The organism is Vibrio sp. HS-50-1, assembly GCF_024747315.1.
Classification (GTDB): domain Bacteria; phylum Pseudomonadota; class Gammaproteobacteria; order Enterobacterales; family Vibrionaceae; genus Vibrio; species Vibrio diabolicus.
The window spans coordinates 1-6,067 of record NZ_JAMPZF010000028.1 but is presented as its reverse complement, the minus strand read 5'-3'; the positions used below and the strand labels follow the sequence as shown (position 1 = coordinate 6,067).

5 protein-coding genes and 4 tRNA genes are annotated in these 6,067 nt (G+C 43.8%); 6 read left to right on the top strand and 3 right to left on the bottom strand.

Annotation, left to right across the window (positions count from 1 at the left end; translation table 11 throughout):
• Window positions 1–482: 482 nt before the first annotated feature.
• A complete protein-coding gene (pssA, locus tag NDJ01_RS14270) occupies window positions 483–1,823 on the bottom strand; it encodes a CDP-diacylglycerol--serine O-phosphatidyltransferase (RefSeq protein WP_046874695.1) in 1,341 nt (446 codons plus the stop codon).
• 71 nt (window positions 1,824–1,894) lie between these two features.
• Entirely contained in the window at window positions 1,895–2,326 is a 432-nt protein-coding gene (locus NDJ01_RS14265) for a GNAT family N-acetyltransferase (RefSeq protein ID WP_258586893.1), read from the bottom strand.
• Window positions 2,327–2,427: 101 nt separating this feature from the next.
• Between NDJ01_RS14265 and murB the strand changes: the two genes are divergently transcribed.
• Both murB and birA read left to right on the top strand, forming a co-directional pair.
• A complete protein-coding gene (gene murB, locus NDJ01_RS14260) occupies window positions 2,428–3,471 on the top strand; it encodes a UDP-N-acetylmuramate dehydrogenase (RefSeq protein ID WP_182037411.1) in 1,044 nt (347 codons plus the stop codon).
• Window positions 3,468–4,433, top strand: a complete 966-nt coding sequence (gene birA / locus NDJ01_RS14255) for a bifunctional biotin--[acetyl-CoA-carboxylase] ligase/biotin operon repressor BirA (RefSeq protein ID WP_053809528.1) — start codon at window positions 3,468–3,470, stop codon at window positions 4,431–4,433. The genes murB and birA overlap by 4 nt, the downstream gene beginning before the upstream one ends.
• A gap of 7 nt (window positions 4,434–4,440) precedes the next feature.
• Here birA and coaA read toward each other — a convergent pair whose 3' ends face one another.
• Window positions 4,441–5,364, bottom strand: coding sequence for a type I pantothenate kinase (gene coaA / locus NDJ01_RS14250; protein ID WP_005398335.1), 924 nt, complete (start codon window positions 5,362–5,364; stop codon window positions 4,441–4,443).
• Window positions 5,365–5,569: 205 nt separating this feature from the next.
• On the opposite strand from coaA, the gene NDJ01_RS14245 reads away from it, so the two are divergent.
• From NDJ01_RS14245 to NDJ01_RS14230, 4 genes are all read left to right on the top strand, one after another.
• A tRNA-Thr gene (locus NDJ01_RS14245) sits at window positions 5,570–5,645 on the top strand.
• A 36-nt stretch (window positions 5,646–5,681) separates the two neighbouring features.
• Window positions 5,682–5,766, top strand: a tRNA-Tyr gene (locus NDJ01_RS14240).
• Between the two features lie 35 nt (window positions 5,767–5,801).
• Window positions 5,802–5,876 (top strand) — tRNA-Gly (locus NDJ01_RS14235).
• 13 nt (window positions 5,877–5,889) lie between these two features.
• Window positions 5,890–5,965 (top strand) — tRNA-Thr (locus NDJ01_RS14230).
• The last annotated feature ends 102 nt before the right edge of the window (window positions 5,966–6,067 follow it).

The following is a 6,067-nucleotide window of genomic DNA, read 5'->3' as shown; positions in this document are numbered from 1 at the left end:
TTATATTAAGCCTCAGTCGAAAGACTGGGGCTTTTTTCGTTTTGGTTACCCGACTTACCTTAACCTCATTTCCATATTGAAATCTTGCATCGAGAGGCAGACTTCCCTCTTCGCTATGCTTTCTAAGCCCTGCCATGACGAGGTGTTGCGCAATTCTGTGCGGGGTCCCAGTCTCGAGGGCTAGTTTTGAGCTCCTGTGCAGACTCATTAAAGCTCCCCTTTATTACGAGTTAGAAAGCTTATTCACTAGCGTAGTGTAAGAAAGAGTAAGATCGGAAGACTGAGTTATTAAGCACCTAGCTACTAACTCATGTATTGCCTTTCTAGATTCTAGGTTGTTGCGTTTGGGGTTAAGTTGCGTCTCGCAAGCTTATTTTACTGAAGTCTACTAATATAGAGGTCTAATAGAGTATTAAGCTGTTGGATCCAGGAATAATAAAAAAGCCCAGCAGGAAAATGCTGAGCTTTGAAGCTAACTATGCTTATAAGATGCGTTTTAAAACCCCATCTGCTTTTAGGCGGGTTATTTTTCTTACTAACCGCTGCACCCCTATCGGATAATCTTCCACTTTTTCTAGCTGTTTATAAGTACAGATAAGATGGGTATGCTCAAGGATACGCGAAACTTCATCTTCGAACTTCTCAGTGAGCTTCGCATAATTGTCTTGGATGAGTAGCCCATTTTCTAGATCAAGTGACCAAGCCCGAGGATTTAAGTTATTCCCCGTCAGTAGCATATAGCGTTTATCAACCCAAATGCCTTTGAGATGGAAGCTATTATTGTCATGCTTCCAGAGGTGAATTGACAGTTTACGCGCAGCGATATTCGCTTCATTTGCTTTCGCAAAGCGGCGTAGGTTTACTTCATACAGATATGGAAGTCCGCCAATGGTTTTAAAGTCTTCCTCAGGGGCAATATAAAAGTCGTTTGCTGTCTTGTCGCCCACAACAATAGTTACTTTCACACCGCGTTTCATGGCTCGCTTCACTTCACGATGCAGCGCTTTAGGGAAGTTAAAGTAAGGCGTACAGATAAAGATTTCGTTTTGGGCGGCCGCTAGTAACTTTACAATCTGTTGATTGAGCAGATTGCGGCGTTTGCCTAGACCAACTAGCGGGGTGATTTTTACACTTTCCTCTGTTGCAGGTTGGTCTTCAAACTGATAATTAGCTTGAGCAAGTGAAGCTCTCAGTTGACGAATCGCCGACTTAATTTCTTTGGTTTCTGGCTTATCTTTTCCAGCAAGATCATTGACAGCTGGGTGAGCAATCATCTCTTCCTGAATGAATTGCACCATTGAATTAGCTAAAGACTCATGTCGAATCACATGGTAACGATCAAAGCGATAGCGTTCGTGATAGTGCAGATAAACGTTATTTAAGCTTGCCCCACTGTAGATGACAGTATCATCGACAATGAAGCCTTTTAAATGCAGTACCCCAAAAACCTCTCTGCCACGCACAGGTATACCATAGACAGGGATCGGGTGTTGGTACTTATTGGCATACGCTTTGTAAAGCGCAGAATTACCCTCAGATGTTTCCGCACCAATCAGGCCACGCTGCGCTCGATGCCAGTCGACACAGATATTGATGTCCAACCCAGGATTGCGCTGTTTCGCTTCATAAAGCGCAGTGAGAATTTCACGTCCAGCTTCATCATCTTCCAGATATAGAGCGACTAGGTAAATTCGCGACGTTGCTTTGCTGATTGCATCCAAAAGACGAGTCCTGAATGATTCTGCTGAATACAGAACATCAAAGTCTTCCGGATTGACAGCGAGACTTGGCAACTGTTCGAATGGATTCCTACTTACTATCATATCGGTATGAGTACCTTAGTTTAGTGCAATATTGCGAACCTGCCATTTTATCAAAGATATGATTTACCTGGCTACAAAAGCGCGCGTTTTGATGTCGTTGAAGAGATGAATTGCATTGGAATGAGATCTTTACCGCTATCTACATAGCGTTGAAATGCCATTTTTAGCGGGTGTGGTAGCTCAGAGCAATCAATGGTTTTGAATCCATGCTTGGAATAATAGGATTCGAGATGTGTAAACGCGAAGCAATAATCGCCATCAGTGAAAACATTGTTTTTACAATGAGTTAGTAGTTCTTTTCCAATGCCAGCTCCCCTAAGTGTTGGAATGACCAGCATTCCCGTCAGCAATCGAGATCTATCTACGGTTTTTAAGCGTAGTAACGCAACGATTTCACCTTTATGGCTCGCTGTAATGATCAGTTCATCCTTTTTTGCTCGACCCGAAGGGTAATGCGCTTTGTACAACCTCTTAATGAGAGGGAGCTTGATAGGATTTAACACTTCTATGATTAATGAGTCAGGTATTGTCACTGCGGTTAAAAGATAACTAATGTAGAATGTCGACAGTTTAAGAGAATCTTATCTGACGTTGCAAACCTACTATGCAAATTAAAACAAATGCAAGCCTTAAGGCTTACCATACTTTTGGGATTGAACAGTCGTGTTCCTATTTAGCGACCATCGAGTCGCTCGAGGAGGTTATCCAACTATTTCAAGACCCGAGATTCACCCATTTACCGAAACTTTTTTTAGGTAAAGGAAGTAATGTTCTTTTCACTGAGCATTTTGACGGGTTAGTGATCGTTAATCGACTCATGGGTAAAAATGTGACGGAAACGGATGACCAATACCTATTGCATATTGCAGGTGGTGAAGACTGGCCTGATTTGGTTTCCTGGTGTGTGAGTCAGGGAATTGGTGGGTTAGAAAACCTAGCCCTGATCCCTGGCTGTGCAGGCTCGGCTCCTATTCAAAACATTGGAGCCTATGGACTAGAGCTAAAAGACATTTGTGACTACGTGGATGTTCTTGATCTAACTACATTTGAAAATAGAAGAATGAGCGCCAGAGACTGTAACTTTGGCTACCGAGACTCCATTTTTAAACACGCTTTGCATGAAAAGTGCTTTATTACTGCACTAGGGCTTAAGTTGGCTAAGCAATGGCAACCGATTAATCAATATGGTCCTTTAAAAGATATTCCGGAAGAACAACTTAGCCCAGCAACAATCTTCGAGCGAGTTTGCCAAGTGCGAACGGAGAAACTGCCGGATCCAGTCAAGGTAGGTAACGCAGGAAGTTTCTTTAAAAACCCAGTGATCACTCAAGATCATTATGATCGACTCATGAAGCAACATACTAATATCGTGGCCTATCCAACTCCTGGCGGAATGAAAGTCGCGGCTGGTTGGCTGATTGATCAGTGCGGATTAAAGGGGAAGTCTGTGCATGGTGCACAGGTCAACCCTATGCAAGCCTTGGTTTTGACCAACATGGACAACTGCAGTGCCGATGATGTTGTCGCACTTGCTTCCCTAGTGAAGCAGGCAGTGTGGGATAAATACCGAATAGAACTTGAGCATGAAGTTCGATTTCTGAACCGTACCGGGGAAACCAACCTGGCTCAGATCGAGGCGTTAAGATGAGAAAAGATCACTCTACGAAACTTCATATCTTAAAGTCATTAAGTAACGGCGAGTTTCATTCTGGAGAGGCGCTGGGCGAAGCCCTGAATGTATCCAGAGCGGCAATAGCTAAGCATATTAAAGGTCTTAGTGAGTGGGGCATTGATATTTATCGAGTGCAAGGGCGCGGTTACCAGTTGGCATCACCATTGCAGTTGCTAGATGAAGCTCTCCTTACTGCTAGTGCGGAGTCACTTGTTGAGCTTGTTCCTGTGATTAACTCAACCAACCAGTATTTGCTTGATAGAGTTGCAGAGTCAGAAAAGGGCCGTGTTTGTATAGCTGAGTATCAAGCACAAGGACGTGGTCGCCGCGGTAGACAATGGATCTCTCCATTTGGCTCTAACTTATACCTATCCATGTACTGGCGATTAGATGCGGGAATGGCCGCGGCAATGGGCTTAAGCCTTGTTATTGGTATTGCCGCAGTGGAAGCACTAGAAGAAATGGGCATACAAGGCGTTAAACTCAAGTGGCCAAATGACCTGTATTATCAAGATAAAAAACTGGCAGGAATCTTAGTGGAGATGTCAGGGCAGGCCGGTGGTGCTGCTCATCTTGTGATTGGGATGGGGCTCAATATTGGAATGCCTGATGAGCAACCTGAGATTGATCAACCATGGACAACATTGAATCAGGTAAACGAGAGTCTCGTGATCGATAGAAATGTCCTAGCGACGACGCTTATCAAGCATTGGAATTCCGCACTTATCGAGTATGAACTGAAAGGGCTTACCAGCTTTGTCGAACGTTGGAATCGATTAGATAACTTTCTCAATCGTCAAGTCAAGCTGCTCATCGGACCTAGAGAGGTGCACGGCGTCGTACGCGGCATCGATCATCAAGGCGGGATATTACTCGAAACCTCGCAAGGGCTAGAGACTTACATTGGTGGCGAAATCTCGTTGCGTAAAAGCGATTGACGTTCAATTACTTTCGTAAAGACACCTTATCAACCAAGTGGTTGACGCCTTTGTGTAGAATCAAATGGGCTCTTTCTCGGGTGGGAAGAATATTCAGCTCCAAGTTGAGCCCATTAATATCATGCCAAATTTGTTTCGCTTTTTGCTTTGCTTCATCGACTGACAGTTGCGTGTAGTGACTAAAATAAGAACCGGGTTTAGTAAAAGCCCCTTGGCGAAACTTTAGAAATCGTTCCACATACCACTGTTCAATTGTCTCTGTTTCAGCATCGACATAGATCGAAAAATCCAAAAAATCAGAGACAAAGACGCGATGTGGATCATGCGGATAATCCATTCCACTTTGTAGAACGTTTAAACCTTCAATGATAAGAACATCCGGTCTATCAACTTTTCTTAGTTCGTCCGTAATGTCATACGTGATGTGGGAGTAAATAGGTACTTCAAGATCCGGCTTACCCGCTTTAACGTCAGACATAAACTCAACTAAACGTTTGATATCATAGGACTCAGGAAACCCTTTACGATGCATGATACCGCGTTCTTCTAGTACCTTTTTCGGATATAGGAAGCCATCTGTAGTGACCAAGGACACTTTGGGATGATTCTCCCAACGAGAAAGCAATGCGGTCAGAATACGAGCTGTTGTACTTTTGCCTACAGCGACACTGCCGGCGATACCAATCACAAAAGGAGGGGCATGTTCTTCCGTATTCAAGAATTGTTGTAATACGGAGTTGCGGCTTTGACGGGCTTGGACGTACAGATTCAAAAGACGAGACAAAGGAAGGTAGATTTCTACCGCTTCCTCCATGGTTAGGTTTTCATTAATGCCCTGAAGCGCAGTCAAGTCGTCTTCAGAAAGTGTCATCGGTACAGAGTTTCTTAACTCGGCCCAATTTGCACGGTCAAATGACAAAAATGGACTCATGGGTCTCTTTTATCCTTGGTTTAGTAGAAGCAAGAACATACATCAAGCGAACTTCAAAGCAAACGACAAAGGTCGAAGTTTACTTTAAAAAAGCCAAGTTTGTACGAATTTGCAGCAAACGAATCTAAAAAATCGAATTTTATGATTTTTTTTAAAATTACTATTGCAACCTCGAAAATCATTCAATAGAATGCGCACCACTTATGCCGACTTAGCTCAGTAGGTAGAGCAACTGACTTGTAATCAGTAGGTCACCAGTTCGATTCCGGTAGTCGGCACCATTCTTTCCTTTAGTAGTCTGAATGGCTTGAAAATTTGGAGGGGTTCCCGAGTGGCCAAAGGGAGCAGACTGTAAATCTGCCGGCACTGCCTTCGATGGTTCGAATCCGTCCCCCTCCACCATATTCTTTAGGAAATAGCTCTCAGAGTTACGTGTTGCGGGCATCGTATAATGGCTATTACCTCAGCCTTCCAAGCTGATGATGCGGGTTCGATTCCCGCTGCCCGCTCCACTCTAATTTGAGTGCTGATATAGCTCAGGTGGTAGAGCGCATCCTTGGTAAGGATGAGGTCGGCAGTTCGAGTCTGCCTATCAGCACCAGCTCTCAAGTTTATTTCCTTTTGATATTAGATTTACCAATTATCTTTTTTTGGTTGCGTGGTCAATTTGGGCCACCTAAATCCGTACCTAGAGGGACCACTC

Bases quoted from the DNA above. Each gene is read 5' to 3' on its own strand.
- pssA (WP_046874695.1), bottom strand. From the start codon at position 1,823: ATGATAGTAAGTAGGAATCCATTCGAACAGTTGCCAAGTCTCGCTGTC.
- murB (WP_182037411.1), top strand. From the start codon at position 2,428: ATGCAAATTAAAACAAATGCAAGCCTTAAGGCTTACCATACTTTTGGG.
- birA (WP_053809528.1), top strand. From the start codon at position 3,468: ATGAGAAAAGATCACTCTACGAAACTTCATATCTTAAAGTCATTAAGT.
- coaA (WP_005398335.1), bottom strand. From the start codon at position 5,364: ATGAGTCCATTTTTGTCATTTGACCGTGCAAATTGGGCCGAGTTAAGA.